Source organism: Crassaminicella profunda, assembly GCF_019884785.1.
GTDB classification, from domain to species: domain Bacteria; phylum Bacillota; class Clostridia; order Peptostreptococcales; family Thermotaleaceae; genus Crassaminicella; species Crassaminicella profunda.
The window spans coordinates 626161-650774 of the sequence record NZ_CP082326.1 but is presented as its reverse complement, the minus strand read 5'-3'; the positions used below and the strand labels follow the sequence as shown (position 1 = coordinate 650774).

Annotated in this window: 11 protein-coding genes; 2 read left to right on the top strand and 9 right to left on the bottom strand. The window is 33.5% G+C overall.

Going from position 1 to position 24614, the window contains the following annotated elements; all coding sequences use genetic code 11:
• Window positions 1–6 precede the first annotated feature (6 nt).
• From K7H06_RS02595 to K7H06_RS02575, 5 genes are all read right to left on the bottom strand, one after another.
• A complete protein-coding gene (locus K7H06_RS02595; RefSeq protein WP_223038429.1) occupies window positions 7–1788 on the bottom strand; it encodes an ABC transporter ATP-binding protein in 1782 nt (593 codons plus the stop codon).
• Entirely contained in the window at window positions 1788–3539 is a 1752-nt protein-coding gene (locus K7H06_RS02590; RefSeq protein WP_223038428.1) for an ABC transporter ATP-binding protein, read from the bottom strand. Before K7H06_RS02590 ends, K7H06_RS02595 begins: the two co-directional genes overlap by 1 nt.
• A 203-nt stretch (window positions 3540–3742) precedes the next feature.
• Entirely contained in the window at window positions 3743–5488 is a 1746-nt protein-coding gene (locus tag K7H06_RS02585; protein WP_223038427.1) for an ABC transporter ATP-binding protein, read from the bottom strand.
• Window position 5489: 1 nt separating this feature from the next.
• Window positions 5490–7289: an ABC transporter ATP-binding protein gene (locus K7H06_RS02580; RefSeq protein WP_223038426.1), complete on the bottom strand. Its 1800-nt coding sequence runs from the start codon at window positions 7287–7289 to the stop codon at window positions 5490–5492.
• A 188-nt stretch (window positions 7290–7477) separates the two neighbouring features.
• Window positions 7478–8437, bottom strand: a complete 960-nt coding sequence (locus K7H06_RS02575) for a helix-turn-helix domain-containing protein (protein WP_223038425.1) — start codon at window positions 8435–8437, stop codon at window positions 7478–7480.
• Between the two features lie 265 nt (window positions 8438–8702).
• Between K7H06_RS02575 and K7H06_RS02570 the strand changes: the two genes are divergently transcribed.
• Both K7H06_RS02570 and K7H06_RS02565 read left to right on the top strand, forming a co-directional pair.
• Window positions 8703–10199, top strand: coding sequence for a C69 family dipeptidase (locus tag K7H06_RS02570; protein ID WP_223038424.1), 1497 nt, complete (start codon window positions 8703–8705; stop codon window positions 10197–10199).
• A 235-nt stretch (window positions 10200–10434) separates the two neighbouring features.
• Window positions 10435–11532: an AI-2E family transporter gene (locus tag K7H06_RS02565; RefSeq protein WP_223038423.1), complete on the top strand. Its 1098-nt coding sequence runs from the start codon at window positions 10435–10437 to the stop codon at window positions 11530–11532.
• A gap of 10 nt (window positions 11533–11542) precedes the next feature.
• Here K7H06_RS02565 and K7H06_RS02560 read toward each other — a convergent pair whose 3' ends face one another.
• The 4 genes from K7H06_RS02560 to K7H06_RS02545 all read right to left on the bottom strand — a co-directional run bounded on the left by K7H06_RS02560 (window position 11543) and on the right by K7H06_RS02545 (window position 24545).
• On the bottom strand, window positions 11543–12730 hold the full coding sequence (locus K7H06_RS02560; RefSeq protein WP_223038422.1) for a pyridoxal phosphate-dependent aminotransferase: 1188 nt from the start codon (window positions 12728–12730) through the stop codon (window positions 11543–11545).
• Window positions 12731–12762: 32 nt separating this feature from the next.
• Entirely contained in the window at window positions 12763–14157 is a 1395-nt protein-coding gene (locus tag K7H06_RS02555) for a sodium:solute symporter family protein (protein ID WP_223038421.1), read from the bottom strand.
• Between the two features lie 699 nt (window positions 14158–14856).
• Window positions 14857–16860: a methyl-accepting chemotaxis protein gene (locus K7H06_RS02550; RefSeq protein WP_223038420.1), complete on the bottom strand. Its 2004-nt coding sequence runs from the start codon at window positions 16858–16860 to the stop codon at window positions 14857–14859.
• A 422-nt stretch (window positions 16861–17282) separates the two neighbouring features.
• Window positions 17283–24545: an isopeptide-forming domain-containing fimbrial protein gene (locus K7H06_RS02545; RefSeq protein ID WP_223038419.1), complete on the bottom strand. Its 7263-nt coding sequence runs from the start codon at window positions 24543–24545 to the stop codon at window positions 17283–17285.
• Window positions 24546–24614: the final 69 nt, after the last annotated feature.

The window sequence follows — 24614 nt, the reverse complement described above, 5'->3', positions numbered from 1 at the left end:
TCCTCTCTATATAACTAATTCTTTTAGCTTTTCATTTTCCTTATTAGACTTTATTCCAAATTTCCAATTACGAGCCTTTTGTCGCCTATTCCAAAAATCTGCATATATTCCGTTTTTATTTAAGAGTTCATCATGTATGCCACTTTCTACAAGCTTTCCTTCTTCTAATACAAGAATCTGATCTGCTGCTTTTATTGTGGATAATCTATGGGCTATAACGATTAATGTTTTATTTTTGATTAATTCATTAATAGCTTGTTGGATCTTTTGTTCATTTTCAGGGTCAATACTTGCTGTTGCTTCATCAAGCAATATAATGGGTGCATCTTTTAAGATCGCTCTAGCAATAGAAATTCTCTGTTTTTCACCACCAGATAAAGTAGACCCTCCTTCACCAATCATTGTATCGTAACCATCTTCAAGCTCCATAATAAACTCATGGCATCTAGCCTTTTTGCAAGCCTTTATGATTTCTTCCTTTGATGCATTGACTTTTCCAAATTTAACATTATTATAAATGGTATCATTAAACAAATATACCTTCTGAAAAACCATGCTCATATTCGATAATAAACTATTGCAAGTCATTTCTTTTACATCTACTCCACCTACTAATACTTTTCCTTTTTGTACATCCCAAAATCTTGCAATCAGATTCGCTATAGTAGTTTTTCCACAACCAGATGCACCAACAAGTGCCGTCATGCTATGCTCCGGTATCTCAAAGCTTACATTTTTTATAATCTCTTTTTGTTCATAGGCAAAGGATACATTTTCAAAGGCTATATCAAATCTATTAAGCTTTATATCTTTCCCATTTTCATCAATGATTTTAACATCTTTTATGGCATCGTATCGATCAAGCCCCGCTTCCATGATTCTAATTTTAACGGTTAAAGCTCCTAAAGCTTTAACAGGTAAATAAAGCTCGAAAATAAATATGATCATCATAAGCATGACCTGCATGCTTAAGGTTCCATTCATACAATAACTACTTACTAAAAACACGGTCCCCGCAATTCCAATTGAAAAACAAGTTTCATATTTAAACAAGATTGGAATAAAGGCTTTTTCAAATCCAATTAAACTATCTCTGGCTTCTTTAAAAGATTCTTTGGTAGCTTTAGATTGATCTCCTGTCATATTAAAAGCTTTGATCACAGATATTCCTTGTACATATTCTAAAACACTAGCAATTAGCTTTGCTTGAACTTCTGCCTTTTTACCTGATTGCTCCTTTGCAATTCTCTGAACTTTTTGAAGTACGATCATTGACAAAAGACTCACTACAATAGACACCAAAGCAATACGATAATCTAAAATCAAAAGAAATATGCATCCTATTATGATGGATGAAAAACCATTAACCACTTTATCGATTGTATTCATAGCAAACATCTCAATAAAGGTAAAATCTGTTGTTACAACGGAAGAAATATCTCCCATTTTTTGATCATTAAAAAAAACCATTGAAAATCTTTTGAACCGATCCCCTATACTGATTCTCTCTTTTTCAAAAATTTCATAACCTGTAGCACATTGTAAAATATATACAATCCGTTTACTTATATATCTACCAATTACCCCTACCACTATTAATGCGCCACTCATCCAAACATCCTTAACGGCAATTGTTTTGTCAACTATTTTTGTTAATACAAACAACATAGCAAAAATAGGCATATTCATAAATATTCCTTCAAAAAAACCAAAAACACAAGCCCATTTTATTCTTTTTGCATCATGCTCCTCAGCAAGGATTAAAACTCTTTTTATAATGCTAAACATTATATATTCGCCTCCTTAGCCTTGATTTCCCAATCATTAGCTTCTGTATGCGCTTTCCACATAGATTGATAAAGCTTTGATTTTTTAAGCAGTTCATCATGGGTACCCTTCGCTGAAATCTTACCCTCATCCATAACAATGATATTTTCTGCATGAACAATTGTAGACAATCTATGGGCAATTACAATAAGCGTTTTTCCACCAATCAAGCCATTTAGTGCTTCTTGAATCTTATCCTCATTCTCTGGGTCCGTAAAAGCTGTTGCCTCATCAAGAATGATAATGGGAGCATCTTTAAGAAGAGCTCTTGCAATGGATAATCTTTGCTTTTGTCCCCCAGAAAGTTTATTGCCCGCATCTCCTATATTTGTATCATATCCATTTTCTGTCTGCATGATAAAATCATGACACTGGGCTATTTTAGCCATTTTTATGACTTCTTCATCTGAAGCATCAGGTTTTCCCATACGAATATTTTCCATGATGGATGTATTAAACAAATATACATCTTGTGATACATAACTAATATGATTCATCAAATCTTTAAAAGACATGTCTAAAATATCAATATCACCTATTTTTATCTTACCTCTTTTAATATCCCAAAATCTTACTATGAGCTTTGCTATAGTTGATTTTCCTGAACCAGAAGCTCCAACAAGTGCCGTTACATTATTTTCTTTGGCTTTAAAAGAAATATCCTTTAATACATCTTTTTTTTCATAAGCAAAACTAACCTTTTCAAAGGAAATATCATGTTTTTGAGGCATACTATTTTTTCCCTTATCCATAAGCTCTACCCCATTAAAAACTTCATCTAGTATTTTGCTTTTTTGTACCACCATATTGAATGATTCAGCAAACTCCACTAATCTAACAATAGGAGCCCCTAATCCAATAGATAATAACATACTTAGAATATAGGCTTCTAATGAAAGACTCCCATTCAAATAAAGCATTGCCCCAAAAGGTAATACAAAAATAATCGTGGCTGGTACAATCGTAAAAAAAGCTGCCATATAGGTCCATGAATCCTTATACCAAGCAAGGGTAAATTTTTTATATTCCTTTGCAGATTTTGTATATTTTTCAAAAGAAGAAGTTGTTTGATTGAATATCTTTATGACTTCCATTCCTCCAATATATTCCACTATGTTTGAATTTAAATTAGCTGCTGATTCAAAATAATGTTTACTCTTTTCTTCACTATCTCTCATCATTAATTTAAATATAATGACTCCAATAGGAACATTAATCAATGCTAAAAGAGCCATTCTAAAGTCAACTACAAAAAGAAGGATTATTACAATAATTGGAGTTACTGTATCTGCTATGCCCTCTGGAATCATATGGGCTAAAATATGTTCCATGTCATCAATATAATCAACAAATATATTTTTATATTTACCTGATGTTTTCTTATTAATTTCTCCCATTGGCATTCTGATCATCTTATCTGCTAGTTCATGTCTCATTCCCATAAGCGTATCAAAAGCAGCTTCATGAGAAAATGCCATTGCTTTTGAAAAGAGTGCTGATTTTAAAATCAGGCCTAATAATATAAATCCCGACATGATCAATACATAATTTACACTTGGATGATGATTAGCCGTAAATTCAATAATGATAAAATATACCAATACAAATGGAATCATACCTATCATGGCACTAATTGTTGCTAATGCAGTTGCTAAATATGTTTTGTTTTTAAAATCTTTTGCATATGAAAATATTTTCTTTATCTCTCCCATTTTTACCCCCCTCTTTATTTTTTATATAACCCCTATTAACCAAACTGCGTACATCTTTATTATATATGATATTAATAATCATTTTCAATAGTGCAAGCAAAAAAAATAAAAAAAGATATTTCCTCCCCCTCAGAAGTACTCTATCTTCTTCATTATTTCATTTACTTATAAATAATATCTACAAACTCACAATATGAGTATTTTCAAATACTCCATCCTTCTGCAGTTTTACGAATAGATAAAAATCTTTTGTAAATACCATCTTTCTTGATTAATTCATCATGTGTTCCTCTTTGGGTAATCTGTCCCTCATCTACTACAAGAATCTGGTCTGCATTCTGAATGGTAGCAAGACGGTGTGCAATGATGATAATGGTTTTACCATGAACCAAAGCACTAATAGCCTTTTGAATTGCATGTTCATTTTCCGGATCCACACTTGCAGTTGCCTCATCTAAAATAACAATAGGAGAATTTTTAAGCATTGCTCTAGCTATGGAAATACGCTGTTTTTCCCCTCCAGATAGCGTAGAGCCCCCATCTCCAATAACCGTATCGTATCCATCTTCTAAACTCATAATAAAATCGTGACAGCATGCTTTTTTAGATACCTCTACTACTTCTCCAAAAGTAGCATCAGGCTTACCGAATCGAATATTGTTAAGGATGGTATCATGGAACAAATATACCTTTTGAAACACCATACTCATATTTGTAAGCAAACTATCACAAGTCATGTCTTTTACATCTACCCCTCCTACCTTTACACTCCCTTGATCTACATCATAAAATTTAGCAATTAAACTACATATGGTAGATTTACCACTTCCAGAAGGACCAATGATTGCTGTAGTGGTATTCTCTGGAATGGTGAAGGATACATTTTTTAACACTGCTCGTTTTTCATAGGCAAAGGTCACATCTTTAAACGCAATATCATAGGAAGATAATAGAACCTCCTTGCCACCTTCATCAATAAATTGTGCATTTTCTATCCCCTCTAATTTATCAAAAGTAGCATCAATGATTTCTAATGTATGGGCTGCATTATTTACAGATTCAATATTTCCAAATATAACAAAGGAAAAAATAGACATCATGAGCATAGTGGGTAAATCCATTTCTCCCTTAATAGTAAATAGTGCCGACATAAAAACAATTCCTACAGATGCTCCTTTCAGTGCAAACAGATGCAAACAATTATAAGGAACGTAGTTCTTTTCAATTTTAATATTAATATCCTTACTCATCTTATACGCCTTAGCAATTCCTTCTTTAGAAACACCATCCTGCTTAAAAGCCTTTACAATAGGCATTCCTCTTATATACTCAATGGTAGCTGCAATCATGCTATCCTGTGCCTTTTGATGTATAGGCGCATTTTCATTGCTTTTATTGCCCATTAATTTCAGGAAGAAAGCAGACAATAGTATCCCACCCATTGCAATTAAGGCAATCCATACATTGTAAAATAATAGACAAAGAACCATCGTGAGTGCATTGATATATCCATTTACAACAACATTTACCATATTCATGGCATACATCTCTACAAATGATAAATCTGTTGTTACAGATGACGCAATCTCTCCCCCATTCTTTTTACTGAAAAAACCTAAAGATACCCTTTTTAAAATATCTCCAATCCTAATTCTTTGTTCCGCTATTACTTCAGTACCAATACTTTCCTGTTCTACGGCACGAAGGTACGCAAATAGAAACCTTCCGGCTACTGCAAAAATCATGAATCCTAACATATAAAAGATCCAATCGGACGTGAGTGTTATATGCCCCTTCATATCTTCTATGATAAGATTTAGTCCATATGCAGCTCCCATAATAGGCATAGCTGTAAAAATAGTATTAAAGAAGGCATATACAAAACCTATATATAAGCGTTTTCTACGTTGTCCTGACCACTTTATAATTCTCTTTATTGCTAGAAACATATCACATAACCTCCTCTTCTATATGGTTAACTGCCCACTCCTTAGCACCTATATGAGCTTCCCACATTTTCTTATAAAGTTCACAACCATCAAGTAGTTCCTCATGTGTTCCTGCTTTTTTTATATGTCCTTTTTCCATAACAATAATTTGATCTGCATTTTTGATAGTTGATAGTCTATGGGCAATAACCAATAAGGTTTTTCCTTTCGTAAGGGCTGCAATAGATTGTTGAATCTTATCTTCATTTTCTGGATCAGTAAAAGCTGTTGCTTCATCTAAAATTACAATAGGTGCATTTTTTAAAATAGCTCTTGCTATGGTAATTCTTTGTTTTTCTCCTCCAGATAGTTTTTTCCCTGCTTCTCCAGCATGAGTATTATATCCATCCTCAAGATTTCTAATAAACCCATGACAACAAGCTGCTTTTGCAGCATTTATGACTTCTTCATCAGATGCCTTAGGATTCCCAAGGCGTATGTTTTCCATTAGTGAGCAATTAAAGAGGAAATTATCCTGTGTTACAAAACTTACCGTATCTGCAAGTTGGTTTAATGGCAAGTTTTTGATATTATTTCCTCCTATTTTAATCTCCCCACTATCCACATCCCAAAACCTTGCAATTAGTCTTGCTACAGTCGATTTCCCTCCACCAGAAGGTCCTACCAAAGCTGTAAAACTTCCCTTTGGTAAGGTTGCATTAATATGATGTAATACCTTCTCCTTCTTTATGGATAAATGATCTTCTTTCCTAGTTTTAGGATTATCATAAGAGAAGGATACCTCTTCTAATTCTATATCATATCCATTAAGCTTTACCTGCTCTTCCCGGTTTTCAAGTTCCTTTAGATTTAAAAATTCATCTGCATCCTTCACTGCATATTCAATAGCTTTTGCATCATTGATAAATATTGTAAATTTTGTTAATGGTCCTACAATCCCTAAGGATAATATCAGGCACATAGTAAGTTCTCCTGGATTTAAGCTCCCCTTCATATATAAATCCATTCCCATGGGCATAGTTCCAATTAAGGTAGATGGCAAAACTGCACCAGCAAAATTCATAACCTTCCAAGTGGTTCTAAACCAATTTAGGGTATATACTTTAAAAGCATCTACTGCTTTTTCAAACCTCTCATAGGAGGATGTTGACTGGTTAAATGCCTTGATTACTTCAATGCCTTCTACATATTCTACAATGACACCATTTACATAATTACTAGCCTCCATATAATCAGCATATTGTTTATTAAAATTTTTCATCCCTCTGCCATATATTACAGCTGCAATAGGCACTGTAATTATTGCTGCAAATGCCATACGCCAATTGATCATAATGAGATAACCAAAGATACCTATTGGCAAAAGAAGGTCTGAAATCCCCTCAGGAATCAAATGAGCCAATGGCAGCTCAATAGTTTCTACCCGATCTATCATAACACTTTTCATTTTTCCAACAGTCTCATTCAATACGGTACCAAGAGGCGCTTTCATTAATTGATCTGCCATCTTAAGTCGCATATTTTCTAATATGCTATAGGCTGAACAATGAGCTAGCACAGTAGAGATGGCATAAAATATAAGCTTTATAGTATATCCAACAATACATATGCTAGACAAAAGCAATAACTCCTCTACCGTCTCCTTTCCCTCAAAAAATAAAATGATGATTTTATACACACCTATATAAGGTATGATTCCACCTGCTACACTGATGATAGCGCATATTACTGAAATGATCATTTTCAGTCTACATTCTGTAGCAAAAGATAATACGATTTTCAACCAATTTTTTTCTTTCATTTCATCTATTCTCCTTTCGTGAATTTTTCTGCTTTTAAAGACATATCTTTTCCTTAACACATTTTGCAAAAGTAAAAGAAGTTTGATTCCATTTGTCTTATAAACATAAAATAGGGATGGGTTAACCATCCCTATTTTATGTTTTCTCATTAAGCTTTCCTACTCCATAATGATCATCTTCGCTCCATTTAGACAAGAGATTTTCTATATTGCCGTGGAGATATGCCCATGACTTTCTTAAAAGCTGCTGCAAATTTACTTGAATTATCATAACCTACCCTTCCAGCAATGTGCGTAATATTTTCATTACTTTGGCGAAGCATCAATGCAGCTGCATGCATTCGATAAGAACGTATGTATGCATAAATTGAGGTACCATAGACCCCTTTGAAACAAAGCTTCATAGATGTAAGAGGTATATCAAATCTTGAAGATAATTCATCTAAGGTAAAATGCTTATCTAAATTCTTAGTTATATATTTCATAATGGCTTTTACCCTTTCCACTCTATTCTTTGGGAAATAAAGCCGTTCTTCACCCTTTATTGGCACATCTACTGTACTCAAAAACAATAATAGTTCTAAAACTTTAATTTTAAAATAATCATTCCTAATCTCATCAGGTACTGTATACAGTTCAGAAAAAATATGCTGAATAGACGCATCCGCACGCATAATAAATGTTTTTTTATTCAAAGAAAACTTTTCACGTAAAGCCTTCAGATCAATAGAAAATCCACCCAAAATAGAGGAAAGTGTTTTGCATGCTTCCTCCATATATATGCCAATCGTTATACCATGATAATGACTTAAAGGAAATCCGTATCCAAGGGTATGGTGATCTCTTGTATTGATCTGCAAATCCTGCTCCTTCAAATACATATATGAACCATTCTGAAGCTGCCATTCAATGCGCCCCTCTCGGCAATGATCAATACACAGCATTTCTACTTTTGTCTCAAACTTAGAAAAACAGCTCGCCATATGAAAATCATTATACATTAAATCTATCCCTGGAAATACATGATAGCATGTCATAATGCCCTCTCCCGTAACATCTTCCATTTTATATATGGTACAATCTTCATCTCTTTTTACTATTGTGATATTATTCCCATGAACTACTTTTTCTTCTACTTTTGTTTTCAATCAATCTCATCTCCTAAAACTTCTTAGATGCCTTTCATTTAATATATCATATGAGCTATCAATTTCTCATCCATATATTTTTCAATAACAATAAATATGTTCCTCCCCCTCAGAAGTACTCTCTTCTCAAATAAATTTTAAATAAACAAGATTTTTATATCCTTGCCATGGCTACTATATAATTGGGACTAGCGAATTCATTATAGCCATGTTATAATTTAAATCGACGGGAAAATATTACATTATAGTTTAAAGGAGGAAGATTATGAAAAATTTTAAAATCGTTGCATTTACTCTAATCATGGCATTACTCCTAAGTACTACTAGTGCATTTGCTTGTACTGCTGTTTATGTAGGGAAAGATGTAAGTGCAGATGGAAGTACAATCTTAGCAAGAAGTGAAGATCAAGGTACAGGTGCTTACAACAAGATGTTTAAAGTTGTTGAGAGAGTGGAAAACGTACCTGGTCGTACAATTGATGATGTTAACGGATTTTCTTACAAATTACCAGATACTACTTTCAAGTACACAATCGTTCCAGATTCTACAACCTGTGGAGATGGCCCTTATTTTGGAGCTTGCACAAATGAATATGGATTATCTATTAGTGCAACCGTTTCTGCATCCCCTAAGGAAAACGTTTTAGAAGTAGATCCATATGTTGAAGGAAGTTTACGTGAATCTATTCTTCCTGGTGTCGTAGCTTCAACTGCTAAGACTGCAAAAGAAGGGGTTAAGCTTTTAGCAAACTTAGTTGAAACTTACGGTTCAGAAGAAGGAAATATCGTAATGCTTGCTGATCAAAAGGAAGCTTGGGTATTTGAAGTTTATAGTGGACATTTATGGGCTGCTAAAAAAATGCCAACTGATAAAGTTGCTGTTTTTGGAAATCAATTTATGATCCAAGATTTAGACACAACTGATAAAGAAAATGTCATGTTCCATAAGGATTTATTTACTACTGCTGATAAAAATGGATGGACAACTAAAATAGATGGTAAAGTAAATCTTGCTGCAACTTTTGGAGAACCAAGAGAAGATTATTCTAACATGCGTACATGGATAGGACATCGTTTACTGGCTCCATCTAGTGTAGGAGATTATCAAACAGATACTTATTATCCATTCTTCTATAATCCAGACAAAAAAGTTTCTGCTCTAGATGTTATGGATGTACTACGTAACCGTTATGAAGGTACTAAGTATGATGCTTCTCTTCCAGAGAATAAAGATCTTCGTGTAATCGGTGTAGAACGTCAATCTCAAATACATGTAATCCAAGTTAAAGATAATTATCCAGCTGAAATCTCAGCACTTCAGTGGTTAGCTTTCGGTAATTCTGAACATTCTGTATTCCTTCCAAACTTTAGTGGAATCCAAGATACTTATAAAGCTTACCAAGTAGATGGTGATGATCCTAACTACGATGGTGCATATTGGAAATTCAAGAGAATTTGTGCTTTAGCAGAACAAAATAGACCTTTCTATGGACAAGGTGTAAGAGATTATTGGAAAAACTATGAAGAAGCCTTATATAAAGATATGACAAAAGCTGAGAAAAAGATGATTACTCTTTATGAAAAGAGTCCAAAAGAAGCTAAGGATTATGTAACTAAATTACATATGGATATTGCAGAGAAAGCTTGCAAAGATGCAGATGACCTTTATGATGAATTACTATTCTTTATAATGGATCGTAATGGACGTACAGCTAAAAAATTAGGAGGTCCATTTGTAGCAAGTAGCATGGAAGAAAAATAATCAACTCTCTACTAGTAATAAGAGACAAGTCAATTTTTAGATTGACTTGTCTTTTATTATATCCTCTAGTTATCAATATCTTTGTAGCAGGTTTTATAGCCATGATCATAAGTTCATGATAAAATATGTATATTATAAAGATTATTTTGAGAAGATTATTTTATAAAGCAAAAATCAATACAGCAAAAACCACAAAGAAGTTTTCTAAAAACAACATAAAAAAGGAGGAAAGTCGTTGAAACATTATAGAAAAAGTCATTATTTCAATATGATATTAGTCATCATTATTTCCTATATAGGCATCAAATTCATTGATCATTTTGATATAGTAAGAATGAAGCTCAATCAATTTATAAAGCTCATCTATCCTTTTATCATCTCTTTTTTGGTAGCTTATATATTAAGTCCAGCCATCTCTTTTTTAGAAAAAAGATTTAAGTTAAAAAGAGGGCAAAGTATATTTATTACATACATGGGCATCATTGGGGTAATCCTCATTTTCATAAGCTTTATCTTCCCTATTATTACAAATAGTATTTTAGATCTTTTTAAGAATATCCCAAAGTTTTCAACTACTGCACAAAATTATTTTGACCAGTTGGTAGAAAACAACAAATTATTAGACGTAGGACATTTATCTGAGGTGGTTCAAAATAATGTAAGATCGTACATACCAAAGCTAAGCAATGTTTTGATGAATACATTAGATATTCTATTAAAAGGAACCCTTTCCTTTACAGCTTCTTTTTTAAGTACATTGATAGGATTTATTATTTCTATTTATGTCCTATTTGATAAAGAGAAGTTTGCTTTATTTGGTAAAAAACTTACTTATATTTTACTGAAAAAAGAAAATGGAGATCGTCTCTTAAGCTTTGGAAAAACCCTTCACAAAATGATTGTCATCTACATAGGAGCTAAATCATTAGATTCTGCAATTATTGGTAGTATTGCTTTTATGGGTATGCTTTTTTTAAAGGCTAAATATGCCCTCCTTTTAGCATTAATCGTAGGAATTACCAACATGATTCCCTATGTGGGTCCTTTTATCGGAATGAGTATTGCTTGTGTGATTAATTTATTTTATAGTCCCATGACAGCTCTATGGCTTTTGATTTTTTTAATCCTTCTTCAGCAGTTTGACGGATGGTACCTAGATCCAAAACTAACTGGAGGAAAGGTTGGTATGAATCCTTTTTTAGCCATCCTCTCAGTAGCTTTAGGAGGAGGATTCTTTGGAATACTAGGTATGATTTTAGGAATTCCTATTATGGCTGTGATTAAAATTTATGTGGATGATTTTGTTGAAAGGAAAGGTCCAGGACATTTATAGTCCAGGACCTCTAAACAGCTAAACACTCCTTCATTAATTTTTCAAAAGCAGGAATAGACCTTTCAATCATGTCAAACTTTACACAATAAGAAATTCTAAAATATCCTGGGCAGCCAAAACCACTTCCTGGTACAAGCAATAAATTATACTTAATAGCTCTTTTAACAAATTCTACATCATCTGCTATAGGTGCTTTAGGAAAAAGATAAAATGCTCCCTGTGGTTTTACACACTCAAATCCTAATTTTGTAAGATTTTCATATAAAAAGTCTCTTCTTTTTTTATATTCTTCCACATTTACCTCTGCTTCTAGTGCATCAGCAACAACTTTTTGGAATAATCCTGGAGCATTTACAAACCCCAAAGTTCGATTGCAAAAACTTAAGGCATTTATAAGGATATCTACCTCTTTAATTTTACTGCTTACGGCAATATAGCCTATCCTCTGTCCTGCAAGACCTAATGACTTACTAAAGGAATCCACTATGATTGCATTCGTAAAAATTGAAAGCATACTTGATGGGCGAGCATCATCATAAATGATTTTTTTGTAGGGTTGGTCACTCAACACAAATAGGGTTGTATTATATTCCTTTTCTTTCATTTCTATGATTCTTTTGATATTTTTTAACGTTTCCTCACTATATATGACCCCTGTTGGATTATTCGGTGTATTAATAATGATGGCCTTTGTCTTTTTAGTAATACTTTCTTCAAACTTTTTTAAATCTGGTTCAAAGGTTGATGTATCTGGTGGCACCACTACTGTTTTTCCACCATGATTATCCACATAAAAATTATATTCTACAAAATAGGGTGCAAAAACAATCACCTCATCTTCTGGGTTCAAAATGGCTTTAAAGACAACATTTAATCCCCCTGCTGCCCCTACAGTCATAACAACATGATCCTTTGAAAGCTCAACGCCACTTTCTTTTTGTATAGCTTTTGCGATTTTTTCTCTTACTTCTGGATATCCTGCATTATTCATATATCTATGAAGTCCCGCCTCATCACTTAATACATGGGTTTTCATTGATTCTATCACCTCTTTTGGAGGTTCTGCATAGGGATTTCCAAGACTATAATCATATACATTCTCTACTCCATACTTTTCTACAAGTTTTGCCCCTTCCTCAAACATGGCTCTAATCCAAGAAGATTTTTTTAAATTATTTACTATTTTTTCTGAAAACATAACAACACCCCTTATTATTCATAATTTTAATACTAAGCTAAATCAGGAATCTTTGCTGAATCAAAAACAGCAACCGTTAAAAATGTTCCTATACAAACAATCCATTCTAAGTAGATCACATGTGAAAATATTCTTATGGAAGGCACAAAAGTCCATAATACTAGTACTAGTATACCTACTACGGTAGTATAAAATGCAGAGTGCTTTCTGCATAATCCTGGTGCAAATATTGTAAATAAGAAGGTTACAGTAAATGCTGTAGTTAGACTAAGGGCAACTAGTAATGTTTTAAGGATTCCTACTATGGTCAGTGATAATATAAAAGTCATGATCCCAAGTATGACTACAGTAATTTTGCTCACAATCATAAATCTTTTATCGTCAATATCTGGATTGATAAAACGCTTATAGATATCCTGTGAAAATAATGTTGAAGTCCCTAAAAGTAAATTACATGCCGTTGAAACGTCAGCTGCCCAAAGTGCTGCTAAAGTAACCCCTGCCATTACAGGATTTAATGACATGATAATCTTAGGAAGTGCCATAGTGGCACTTATATCAGGATAAGCAGCCTTTGCAGCAATCCCCATAAGGGCTGCTAAAAAACCTATAGGAAGCATTAATAATCCACCTAAAATAAATCCTCTCTTAGCATTTTTTTCATCCTTTGCACCACAAGCAATCTGAACAGTTGCTTGTAATGATAGGGTTTGTGTAATCATAACAGCAAACCATCCCATGATAACCGCTAACCCTAAGCCCTTTATAGGATGTAGATATGCAACATCAGACGGAATCTTTAATGCAATATTCCTGAGTCCTCCTTGGGAAGAAATTGTAGCAACAGCAGAAAATATAATCCCTATATAGATTAAAGCTACATTTAATATATTAGAAAGTCCTGCAGACCACATACCGCCTATAAAAGTAATTCCTATAAAAACTGCCGCACTCATAATCATTCCAGATTTTAAAGTAAATATGTCCGGCAATAAGGATGTAAGGATGGCTCCTCCTGCAACATATTGTAAAGAAGTAATGACTAGTAGTATGACGATTTGACTAAGTACACAGATGATTCGACCCTTTGTATCATAAAATTTTTCAAAGAGTTCTGGAAGAGTAGAGACATTCAGCTTTCTATATTTTCCTGCTGCAACCAGCCCCATAACTACAGCCCCTGCTCCCCAGGCTACATTGTACCATCCAGCAGCTAATCCCACATCATAAGCTCTTTCTGCAACACCAATGGTTGATGCACCACCTATGGCAAGACCCGTAACAGTAACAGCAATCAAAGGAGTGGTCAGCTTTCTACCTGCCAGCATAAAGCCTTCTGATCCACTTGTAGCTAGCTTTTTAGCATAAGCACTTATAACAAACAAAGCAATTATATAACATAAAACAATGATTAATGGTATATTCATCTTGTTCACCTCTTCAATATTTTTTAGTTTTTTAAATAGGCTGTACACACCTATTTAAAATATTTTGGTGACATGTCATAAATAGAGATCTCTTGATAATTCTATATAAAAAAAAGACCCATTCTAATGAGTCTCTTTTATAAAAAATAGATTCTGATCATTTCAAAATCATTTTTACGAAGGTTCTATTTATATTCTAGAAGGACTCTTTAGAGAATGATATATATTATTTTTGTATGCAAAGAAACAAGCGCTAAAAAAGTAAAAGCCCCAGCTAAAATGATCGTTAAAATAATATATATTCAATTTTAAATTTTTTCTCATTTGCTCTAACATTAAAATCACCTTCGTGTTTGAAATTTATAAATTTTGCGAATAAATTAATACTTATAATATAGAAAAAAATAGTGACTGTCAACAAAAAATACGAAATTTCCCGATATAAGCAATATTTTGGTATTGTTTAAAAAATTTTTAGTAAACTTTTTTATTTTGTATTTGATTTTAGATAAATAAAACAATTATTTAATTGAATCCTTTTTTCATAAGTGTAAAAACAAAAAAAGATATTTCCTCCATAACGAAGTACTCTATCTTCTTCCTGAAAGTACAATATTTTTATTTCAAATAATCATTTCTTACATGTGACAAAGAACCGTTTCCTCTTAATCTATTGGCCCCTAATCCCATAAAAATATTTTATATCTTAAATTTAGATATAGATTCTTGCAATATTTGGGCAATCTCAGAAAGTCCTTCACTAGCATTTGCAATTTCTTCCGTAGAAGCAGATTGTTCTTCGGTTGAAGCCGATGCTTCTTCTGTTCCTGCAGCATTTTGTTGTGCAATAGCTGATAAGCTTTGAATGATATCTAGTATCTCCGTTTTTTTATTTTCCATTTCTGATCCTGCAACATTTAATTTCTCAATGGCTTTTTCTGACACTTCTATTGCATGTGCAATCTCTTTATATTTTATCTCTGTATCTTTTACACTTTCCACTTGTTTTCCTACAATTCCTGATACATTTTCCATGGTTGTTACTGCATCACTAGAATTTTTCACTAACTCTTTTACCACAAAATCAATCTCTTTTGTTGATAATGTTGACTGTTCTGCGAGCTTCCTTATTTCTTCTGCAACAACAGCAAATCCTTTACCTGCTTCACCTGCTCTTGCAGCTTCTATAGCAGCATTTAATGCTAGTAAATTTGTTTGTTGTGCAATAGACGCAATTACCGTACTAGCTTCTCCAATTTTACTAGTGCTTTTGTTCGTTTCCATAATCATATTAAACATATCTTTTGCTGCGTTTCCACTTGTATTGGTTTTTTCAATCAGTTCATTGATTATTAGTAGTCCTTCATCAATTAGTTTAACGACCTTACTAGAAGAATCATTTACATTTTTCATATATCCCTGATTTTTCTCTATTAGACTCCCTAACGCATATGCTTTTTCAGATCCAGCTTGTGTATCTCTTGCTTGATCATTAGCACCTTTAGCAATTTCTTCAATAGTCTTTGCTACTTCTTCTGAAGCGATTGCTGACTGTTGGCAGGTAACAGTTAATTCCTCTGAAGAAGATTCTACCTTATGGGTACCGTCAGCTATTTTCTTAACTAAATCAATGAAGTTTAATTGCATGGTTGCTAATGAATTGGTTATATTGCCAATCTCATCTTTCCTTTTCATGTATTTAATGGCTTCACTCTTTTCATCAAATCTCAAATCATACTTTGCCAACCGATCAATAATAAGTGACAATGTTTGAATGGGTTTTGCTATGGAGCTTCCCATAAAATATATACTAATCATAGAGATGATGAGTATAATCAGTGCTGTAATAAAATTTGAATGTTTCATTGTATTTAATTCACCTAATACTTCTTCTATTGGCGCTGTAATCCCTATTGACCAATTTGTATGGGCAATAGGTGCATATCCTATAATTTTATTAATTCCTTTATAATCGTATTCTCCGCTTCCTTTTTCTCCAGCGATCATTTTTTTCACTAATATTTTAAGATCTTTTAATGATTGATCTTTTTTTAATTCCTCTAACATATCACCGCCTTCAATAACCTTATTTACATCTTTATGTGCAACGATTTTCCCCTCTTGATTAACTATATAAGCATATCCAGTTTTACCTATTTTTATATCTGAAATAATCTGGCTAAAGTTTTTCCCATCACGTACTGCAACTAATACACCTGTAATCTTTCCATTATATTTTATTGGTGTTGCATATACAATGATTAAGGACTGATTCCTTTTACTTACAAGCAAATCAGAAATTGCAGTTTCACCTTGAATCGCCCTTTTAAAATACTCTCGCTCTCTTAAGTCGTATGTTTTCCCATCTGTTCCGATGCCTTCGCCCTCTACATTGACAATATCCATTACAATATGTCCGCTTCTTTTAGCTTCTTCTCTTAATACATCCATCTTATCTTCAATAGGATTATTGGGATTGGTAATTCTACTTTGTGAAGCTACTACTTTTAATTTTTCCATTTCAGTATTAATTCTTTCTGATATTACTTGTGAAGACTCTTGTGAGATTAAGATCAAATTATTTTTAACACTATTTAGTAATGCATTTGATCCATTAATATAAGAAATAATTGCCAAACTGCTACATCCTATAATAACGATTATAGAAAAGTATAGAATTAATTTGGTTTTTAAGCTTTTCATATTTATTTCCTCCTTTCATTTTTGCAATACAATATATAATACTACATTTTTCCAGGAATTTTGTCAATAAATGTCTCATTTTCGTTTATGATAACCTAAAATTACCCTAGTAAAGCAATTCAATTTTCCTTTTTTCAGTTTCGCTATATAACTTTTCCCTCTAAATATCTATATCTACTTATGTAATATATTAGAAACTCCTGTCTTTCAATCTTGTAACTCAATCTAAGTTTTGTGATCCTTAATCCTTAACTATTGGTTAAAAAATAAAAAAAGATATTTCCTCCATAACGAAGTACTCTATCTTCTTTCCTTAACACATAGTCTTTCTTGTCTAAGCTCTTCTTCACCCACATAACACCTTTAAAAATCTTATTATATACACTCCCTTGTAATTCCTTACGTAAGGAGTTTAGAGTTTATCATTGATCCTTATTTTTAGGAGGACAATATCCATGTGTAGGAATAACCAAATCTACAATTTTTTCTGTATAAATACGGCTATGAATGCCAATGGTAAAAACAGCAGTACAATTATTAGGTTTTATGATTGTAATATTGGATGGATTGGTCAAAAACTTATTTGGATTCGTAGGTGTTATGTTAAAACTTCCTGTTGCATAGTTAATCGTATTTCTTTCTGTGTTTAATATTTTAGTAGAAAATATGGCTGTTGCTGAATCTCCTGATTTTAGAGAAGGTAAAGTCCATAGGACTACACCATCATAAGGTTCTCCTGAGTGAACCAAATTACCCTCTGATACAGAAATTGCCTTTATAAAGCTTAATGATAAGGCTAAGTTATCTTGAATAATGATATTATAAACGCTGCGAGGTCCAGTATTTTTTATAGTTAAACTATATTCAACAATATTGTTTTTAGAGGCTCGAATGGGTTCACTAGTAAAATCACTCTCTATTGATGTGTTCCTTTGAAGTTTTTTTATTTCAATCTTACTATCTGTTACATAAATATCCTTTAAAGCATTCACTGGTTGTGCAGGGATTGTAGGAGTTAAAAACCATTTTCCTAATGCTTCATTTGTTTGGATCTCTGTAAATGTGGTAGAAACTATATTGGCAGATGTGATTTTAGCTTCAAATTCATAGGTAAAATCTAAATCTCCATCTTTAGCCTCAGCATATGGAACAACCGGGAAGGTAATTCGTTGCCCCTCAATTTCTACTGGTTCAATGGGGTTCCCATTTAACGTTGCATCATTATCATATGTCTGCCCTATTGGCAAGGTGTCTATAAACTGGCCGTTATACACAATCGTCCCTTTAGGAAGTGTAAAATTAACTGTATACGTGATGGTATCTCCAACAACTGTATAAGTAAAATCAGATGTCTTTTTAACCCTAACGTTTGGATATATATGGACTACTTGGTTGCTTTTAATAGGTCCAAAAGTAATTGGTGTCGTCTTATTGGTATTATAAAGGGCTGTAGCAATATTGGAATCTGTTCCACCTGCCGGGATTCCACCTAATATTTCTATTTGAAAGATCATAAATTCAACTGCTTGAGGGGGTAAATCATCTATCGTCCAAATAACTGTATTATTCGTTTGATTAAATTCAACATTCCCTAATGAAACCGATACTACTTTTATATATTTATCAAACTTACTTAATACATCTGTTATGACAACATCATAAGCAGAAGCTTCTCCAAAGTTGTGTGCTACAAGTCTAAATTCTAATAAATCTCCCACCTCAACAGATAATTCCTTTGTATCAAAGGTTGTTTCTTTTGTAACATTTCTTTGCTCTTTTCCTATGAAGAAAAATGAACTCTTTACGGTTACCTCTTTCGAAGCTGATCCGGGTGTTGCAGGTGTACCCAATGGATCCATATTCCAATTCACATGGACATGATTTGTTTGTATTTGTGTGTATGGAGGAGATAAATTTCCTTTAACAACTCTTGCTTTAAAAGTATAGGTAATAGATGTATCAATACGATCTTCTGTATCAAAAGTGATCTCCTGACCATCAACACTTGGAAATACAGCTACGCCATTTCTTGTGGCTTCTCCCACATAGCTTTGTTGTGGCGGTAGTGTATCTTTTACAACAACATTATAAGCCGTTGTACCCTTTGGTACGATTACATCTAGTGTATAGGTTATGATTTCTCCAATTTCTAATACATCCTTTGAAACACTCTTTTCTATTTCTAAAGATGGTAATTTTGCTTCTACTGTATTAGAGACTTTCGGTCCATATGTGATAATCGGAACTCCTTTAACTGCTGAAAAGGTTGCAGATGCTTTATTTAAAATACTGCTTTGTGCCCCAGCCCCTGGCAGTACTTTTACTGCAATGATTGCACTATACTTTTGTGAAGATGGAATAGATTCGATGCGCCATGTAATTTCTCCATTGCTAGGCTCTCCTGTATGAGTAATAACCCCTGGCGGAAATGGCTCCACTTGACCTATAAACTTAAATCCATCATCTAAAATATCTTTTGCATTCACATTATAGATTGTATTTGTAGCACTCAAGTTTTCTACTGTTAGTTCGTAGTGAATAATATCTAAAGCAGCAACTTGTATAGGCTCTTTAGTAAAAGGTACTGCTCCATGGGTTGTAAAATTCCTCTGAGCTTTTGATATGTTTATATTACTATCTGTTACATATACAGATGCCGTACTGTTAATAGATTTCGGAGGCTGTAGTGGATCTGTTTTCCATGTGAGAACAGCTTCGTTGTTCTGCTTATCTTGAGGCATTAATAGCATATAATCAATTTTAGCCTGGAAAGTATAAATAATCTTCCCTTCTCCTAAAGTTTGAGGTGCTTCAAGTATAAATGGAGAAGTAGAATACGGTGTTATTTCCAATCCATCTTTTCTTAAAGTATTTGGTATATAGCTTTGACCAGGTGGTAGAATATCTGTAACTTGCGCATCATAAGCAATACTTCCAGCTAAAATATCTATTTCTACCATATAGGTTACCGTATCTCCTAAGAATCTACTGTCATCATCTACAGTTTTAAGAATCGTAGGAAATATAAATTCAAAACCTACTTGATTAGATAAAACAGGCCCTAATGTAACTGGATTTGTAATGGATGTATCAAATTTTGTAGAAGCCTGGTTGATTACATTTGTGCCCGCCACAAATCCTGATACAATATCTACTTGAAAAATCAAAGTTGTAGAAGAATTAGGTCCTAAACTAGGCACGCTCCATGTTATTGTACCATCAGGACTTCCTGTTGGAGGATCGGGGCTAATTGTACCATCATAGCTTCCAATAGGACCCCTGTAGATTAAATTAGGATCAAGTACATCTGTGGTTATAATATTATAAGCTGGTGTTTGCCCTTTATTTTCGAGGGTTATTTTATAATAGATTGAATCATCTGCTTCTACACCTTTTAGCAAATCTTTTGTAAATGGTCCTGTCGGGTTTTTACTTTGTTCTTTTGTTACAACTACATTAGGATTTTTCACAGTAACCTCTGCAAACTTAGAAATTGGTGGCGCTTGAGGACCTGATGGTGTAATATTCCAGAAAAGTTGGGCTTTATTTCTTTGAACTTCTACTCTATTGCACATTACAATGGTTTTAAAAGTATATTCATTTATACCCGTTAATGGAGAAATAGGTTCATTGTATGTGATCGCTCTTAAAGATGGAGATACAACAGGCGTTCCAGGCATCCAGCTTAAAGGTTTATATTCTTGACAAAATGGTATTTCATCTTGTATTACCACATTATAAGCATTCACACCATTTGGAACAATGACTCTTAAGGTGTAGGTTATTTCATCCCCCATGGCTGCAAGAACTTTATCAGCAATTTTTTCAAACTGCACAGGAGGAATATCAATGATTACTTTATTAGAATTTGTATGATAAGTTTTAGGATTTACATGGCTTGAATCATAAAATACTTTTACTTCATCAGGAATTTGTGCTCCTGCACCTATTCCAGACTTTACTTTTACTGCAAATTCTAGTATAAAAGTATCGACCTTATGAATATTTCCTATATTCCATTCTAATGTATTTCCAGATATGCTAGGAGAAGGTCCTACAATCATGCTGTCATAGTCTAAAAAATCATTCAATACATCTTTTACTTTTACATTATACGCCGTTGTTGCACCATTTGAATGGATGGTTAATCGGTAATGAATTTCATCATCTGGCAAGGCAGAAATATTGTCTATCGTATAATTTGGATCTAAAGCTTTTTTTTGTTCTTTCCGTACCGTTGCATTTGGTGTTTTTGCCGTGATATCAATATTAGATTCTCTTGTTCTTACTAAAGCTCCTCCTGGTTGTATGGCCCATTTTACTTGAGACTCATTTGTCTGAATTTCTGTAAATGGCGGATTGTGTGTAGCATCTATGATCCTTGCTACAAAGCGATATATGATGATTTTTTCTCCAGATGTTGCATCAATAGTAACACTATCAAAGGTAATGGGACTTAAAGAGCTTGGAGTAACTGTTACAGGCGGATTTGGTACTTCCTGTCTTATAGATGGTCCAATATACACTTGCCCTGTTGGTAGTGTATCTTGTACTCTTGGGGTATAGGCTATTGTTCCATTTGGCACAGTGAGCGTAATACTATAGAGAATGTCATCACCAATTTCTCCTTCTAATAGAGAAGATCCTTTTACTATTTTGACAAAAGGAGATCTAAGTCGTACCGTATTTGTGGTATCGGGGCCAAATTCTATTCCAAAGCCATTGTTATTTGTATTATACTTATAGGAAGCCGTGTCCAATATATTTCCACCTGCTGCAATGCCTGCTAAAGTTGTTACAGCAAATTTAAGGGTAGCAGTTTCACCAACTTCAAGAACAGGTATACTCCATATAATGGTTCCTCCAGATTCATTGGCTGAACCATTTGTAGTTGAAATAGAACCTGTATTAAAAGACAGTAGTGGATCTAATACATCTACAATAACAGAATCAAAAGCTCTTTCAGCGCCATCATTTGTTATAGAAATAAGGTATTCAATAACATCTCCAACCTCATAATTTAATCTTTGGGTTCTAAAATTCCCACCCGTTGTAGCATTTCGTTGCTGTTTTAACCCTCTAAGATGAGGAGTTCTTACCTGAAGTGTTGCAGTAGTAATCACAGGTACAGCAGGTTTTCCTTCTTCAAAATCCCATTTTATAGTAGCTCTATTGATTTGATTCTCAATATAAGGAGGTACATGGGTTCCACCTGTAATTCTTACATTAAATGCATAAGTAATCATTACTTCCTTCGTTGTAGCATCCACAACATCAATTTCAGGAAAAGTAATAACACCCGAAGCTACACTAGGCGTAACAAAAGAACCATCTACAGTGGCACTTCCAACTATAAAGAGTTGAGTAGCATTTGGAAATTTATCTATTAGTTCTATATCATAAGCTTTTGTACCTAATGGCACCGTTGCTTGAATAATATAACTTACCACATCACCAATTTTTGCAAAAGTCGGACTGATAAGTTTTGTTAGTTTAATTCCTTCAGCTTTTAAAGTGGCTCTAGCTTTAAAAGATGATCCTTTATACTGATAAGATCTATCTGGTTGTGAATAAGGTCTTTGAAGGACTGCATTATTTCTAAAAGTTTCACCACTAGCGATTGTACTATCTACAGTTACTTGAAAATTTAAAGTAATACTTTCATCTGGTGCAAGTTTCTTTATGGTCATAGATACATTCTGCCCTGAAAATACAGGTGTAGTATAAGAACCTGTACCTGTAACACTATAATTTCCATTGTAGATTAAATCATTTGGGATTACATCTGTCAAATCCATTTCAAAGGCGTCAACCACTGTTCCTCTTGCATTCTGAGGATTAGAAACAGTAATTGAATAGGTGTATGTTTCTCCTATTTTTATGGCATTTTTATTAGGCCCATTGACCGTTTTTCTAAATTTAATATTGGGTTTTCCAAAATTTACTGCTACTTGATCTCTATCGCTGTATGCAAAGCCTAATGTATTTTCACCTGCTAATTTTGCAAGATTATTTCTAGAACCAACAAATTCAATGTCCTTTACAGGTACTTTAAATGTAGCAATCCATGTACTATTACCAGGGATTGTTCCTAAGCTCCATCTTAGTCCGTTTGGTGTAACCGTAAATGGACTAAATGTACCTGGAAAAGTACTGCTATAAACAACTGGTAAACTAGCACTTAATGGTCCCATATTGGATGGTGCATATTCATCGATTTCAATGTTTCGTTGAGATGCTTGAATCCCATTTGAACTATATGTTATTCTAAATTCAACTAGATCTTTTGGTGCTGCTACATTAATGGCTTTTAATGTTCCATCCTTATAGTAATAGTTTAATATTTCCTTTTTGATATTTGGCTTTTTGATGGATGTACTTGCACTAGATCTATCTGGTGTAGGTGTTGATGTTGTTTGATTGGTTCCATCAATATCCACATCATTTAAAAGGGTATCTCCTGCTGCTACTGGATTGGTAGTTGAATAATTTGGATTTACTGTCGTTCTAAATGTGATTGTTCCAGTTGTTCCCGTTGTTCTAATCCCTAAATTCCAAATCAGTATGGTTGTTCCATCCAGATTAACTGTAACAGAATTAGGTACAATGGATGCTGATCCAATATTATACCTTTGCCCATCACCAATGATATCTGTAATGACAAAAGATCCTACATCATCATATTGATTTATTCGATAAGTTAGGGTATACGTATTAATTTCACCTACATCTGTAATACTTTTATTGATACTTTTGTTGATCGTAGCATCCATGGCATTTGTCTTAACATGACCTTCAACTGGACCTGACAAACCATTAAGCGTAGCAATATTTTCAAGAGGCGTTCTATGAGGAATTCTTACACCACTATTCTCAATACCATTTACTGTATAATTATCCCAAATAGCAGCATTAAAGGTAATAATATTTACAGCATTAGAAGATAGTGTAACACTTCCCCAATCTAAAGTTACAAAATCCTGACTACCAGGACCACTAGGGGTAATAATTGTTGGAGAAGATAAAGATCCTGCATCAGGGCCCGTAACACTTAATCCTCCTAAATAGCGAACACCATTAGGAAGATTATCTACTAATGTTACAACAGATGGTTCTCTGCTGTTATTCATAACGGTTAACGTATACGGATAAGGCCATCTAGGAGATAAGATAGGAGAAATAAAACCCGCACCTTTTGGCATCTTACCAGGGGCAGATTTTAATAAATCATATCTTAATGGAATAAAGTTTTCAGATACATCTTTTGTTATTTTTATATTTCCTGGATCATCATTTCCTCGAGGTAAGGTATCCACGGTTGCCCTTACATCAATACTAGAGATGGGTATATCAAAAGGTACAGCTAACCCTGTAGATCTGAAATTTTCATCCGCTTTTAGCGTAAGTTCAATATTATAGTCTATTTCGTTTGGCGCTAAATCTTTAATATTGATCCATTGAATTGTAATGGTTCCTGATGGATTGTTGACGATGGATGTAGGAACAACAGAACTACCCACAAATGATACTCCATCTGGAAGGGTAACTTCAGTAGTTAAGTTATATCCTCTTTCTGTAGCACTTGTGTTTGAAAATAATAGATTAAGAGTGGCATTCATACCAATAACAGCACTCGATGGATTTGGGGATGTATTTAAAAGAAAATTAGAAGGATCAATCGCCATAAACATCACCTCGTATTTTAAAATTTATACTATTATATGCTGATGTTTTATTTTATTGACCGAAATAAT